This is a genomic window from Streptomyces sp. YS-3, assembly GCF_045257485.1.
Taxonomy (GTDB): domain Bacteria; phylum Actinomycetota; class Actinomycetes; order Streptomycetales; family Streptomycetaceae; genus Streptomyces.
In genome coordinates this window covers 1-2758 of record NZ_JBJHPC010000772.1, presented here as the reverse complement: position 1 = coordinate 2758, position 2758 = coordinate 1, and the positions used below count along the sequence as shown (strand labels likewise).

Genomic DNA, 2758 nt, shown 5'->3' with positions numbered 1-2758 from the left:
CACTACGACACGTCTTCGGCGCGGCTGATCTACCGGATCGACGGCGGCATGGGCCTGCCCACGAACGCCGTCAGCCTGGAGTACCAGCTGGGCGGCACCGTGTGGAAGAAGGTGCCGCTGACCTACGCGGACGGAGAGTTCTCCGGCGAGATACCGGAGAAGTTCCCGCTCGCCGCGGGCCAGTCCCGCACCGTACAACTGCGCATCGGTGTCCCCCTGGGCACCCCGCACAACGGCGACAGCAACGGTGGCACCGACCACCTGAAGCTGACCTCTCTCGTCTCCTACGGCGCCTCCGGAGCGGCTACAGGAGACGACGAGGACACCATCAAGGTCGACGGCCTCACCACCACGCTGTCCGGCGTTCCCGCCACGGTGACCGCCGGTGGCACCGCCGGCTTCGGAGTCACGGTCGACAACCCCACCGCCTCCGGATACGAGAACGTCACAGGCACGCTGCTCACCAGCAAGTACGCCTCTGTGCAGGTGCTGCGCGCAGGGTCCTGGAAGACCCTTGCCCCCGTCACCTCGCCCGCCGAGCCCGGTGTCTACGGTTTCAACGTGATCGGCAAGGACGCCTCTCTCACCGCGCACAGCAGCACGGCCGCCAAGGTCCGGGTGACCTACCGCAAGGACACGCCCGCGGGGAAGGCCACGGTGCAGCCCTGCGTGTTCGTCAACCAGGGAGCGACGGCATTCACCGGCACCACGTTCTGCGGTGCCGGGGCGGTCGTGAAGGTGCTCGCACAGAGCACCGCCAGGACCTCGGGGACCACTGCGGGCACCGTCAACGCGACCGTGACCCACACGACCCCGGTCCACTCCGCCTCACCGTCCCAGACCCCCTCGGCGGGCTCGGGCGGCCTGTCTGGTCCGTCCGGAGCGAACGCACAGCTGGCCAGCACCGGAAGCGATGGCACGCGGAACAGGGCTGCACCGCTCCCCGGCACGGATGGGTACTGAACGCGTCATCGTAGGGAGCGGACCGCGAGGTATGTCGGCCGCATGGAGTGTTCCGATCAGCTGGGGAGATTTTCCGGCGACAGGCTGCGCGGAACTCACTTGGGTGGCGGAAGTCAGCGTCAGGGTGGTCAGCGCAGCGAGCAATGCCGACCGCATACGCAGGGATGGCTTAAGAGCAGATCTCATCGCAATTGCGGCCCTTCGCGTCAGGTTTGGATGGGAGTGCTGTCGCGCTGGCCGTCAGAAGAGAGCCTTCGCGATGCCTGACACGGCGCTCTCGGCCACTTTCTCGACCTTCTTGGCGACGGGCTTCGCCGCAGAGAGGGCGCGACCGCCCCCGCGGGTCACGAGCTGCAGGGAAAGCCGTCCAGCGGAGGAGGCGAACTCGGCACTGAAGAAACCGTGTTCGAATCCGGTGGCGATGGCGCTGACGCCTGCGGCAACGACGGAGATGCCGAGGCAGACCGCGGCGATGCTGCCGAGGACCGGGGCTGCGGGGAAGAACACGCAGGCGAGGCCGAAGCCCGCGGCTAGGAACCCTGCGGCGATGCTTACCTTGTCGGCGGTGTCAGCCCACCACTTGGGGTCGTTCCACCCTTCGTCCTTGCCCGGCTGGCTCCCCTTGGGATTGACCGTGTCGTTGGTCGTCGTGTTCGAGGGGTTCCGGTTGGCGTCCCGGTCCTTCTGCGCCTGCTCGGCGCGGACGCGCGCGGCTTCCCTCACCTCTGCCGTGCGCTTGTCGGCTGCGGTCTGGCGTGCCTCGGCGGCGGCTGCGGCAGCGGTCTGGGCGTCCTGGCCGGCGTTGAGCTTCGCCTGGTGGGCTTGTGTGGCGGAGGCTTGGGCGCTGTAGGAGGAGGCGAGTGCGCTGCGGGCCGCGTCGATGGCGCGGTTGGCGGAGTTGTTCGCCGCGCGGGAGGCACTTTGGGCGGTCGCGGCGGCGTCCTTGGCCTTGTCCGCCGAAGCCTGGGCGTCGGTGGCGGATTTGTCCGCCACACTCGCGTGCTGGCGGGCCTGGTCTGCGAAGCTGTCGGCCAGTTTCGCCGAGTCCAACGCCTTTTGGGCCCACTCCTGGGCCTGGGCCCCGGCGTCTCGGGCCACAGCTGCGACTTGGGAAGCGAGTGCCGCATCTTTCTGCGCCTCCTGCGCGGTTTTGGCTGCCGCCGCGATGGTCGCCTGCATGGCGGCGGCGTGGCTGAGGGAGTCATAGTCGAGCTGGGCGGCTTGGTGTTGGACGGATTCGATGAAGTGCCGGCGCATCCAGGCGGGGCCCTCCATGGCGACCTCGGCATAGGCCTTGGAGTATGCGTCACCGCTGGCTATGACCTTCATGGTGGAGACGGCGTCGTCCTCTTCGACGGCCTGGGCGAGGTCCTCGTCGAAGAACTTCTGGAGGGCTTCCGGTGTGTTGGTGTTGAGTGCGTCGTTGGCGGCCTTGGTGACGGCCTTGCCGGGCTTCTCGTTGAGGATCTTCAGGATGTTGACCCGATTGTCCTCGGCTCGTGACTTGATGACGCCGGAGGTGTTGAAGTCCCCTTCCGCGGGGATTCCGCCGGTGAGGGCCTGGACGGCCGCCTTCGCGACGGCCGGCTCGGAGACCTGGGCGATGAAGAGGATGGTCTCGCGGTCGTCCTGGGAGGCGGCGAGCTGGCGGTCGAGGTCGATCCAGGAGTAGACGTCGTAGTCGGATCCGGCGAGTGCGAAGCGGGCGGCCTGACGGGTCCAGGTGCCCTTGGAGTCCAGCAGTGCGGTGGCTGCCTGGCGGCCGAGGGTGGCGGCGACGGCGAGGTCGTCGTTG

1 protein-coding gene and 1 pseudogene are annotated in these 2758 nt (G+C 68.3%); one reads left to right on the top strand and one right to left on the bottom strand.

Features of this window, described 5'->3' with window-relative positions; genetic code table 11:
* Positions 1-963, top strand: a 963-nt coding sequence (locus ACJA3G_RS34560; RefSeq protein ID WP_406556986.1) for a hypothetical protein, incomplete at its 5' end; no start/stop codon positions are given.
* Positions 964-1203: 240 nt separating this feature from the next.
* On the opposite strand, the pseudogene ACJA3G_RS34555 reads toward ACJA3G_RS34560, so the two are convergent.
* Positions 1204-2758 (bottom strand): annotated as a pseudogene (locus tag ACJA3G_RS34555) (hypothetical protein); the annotation flags it as partial.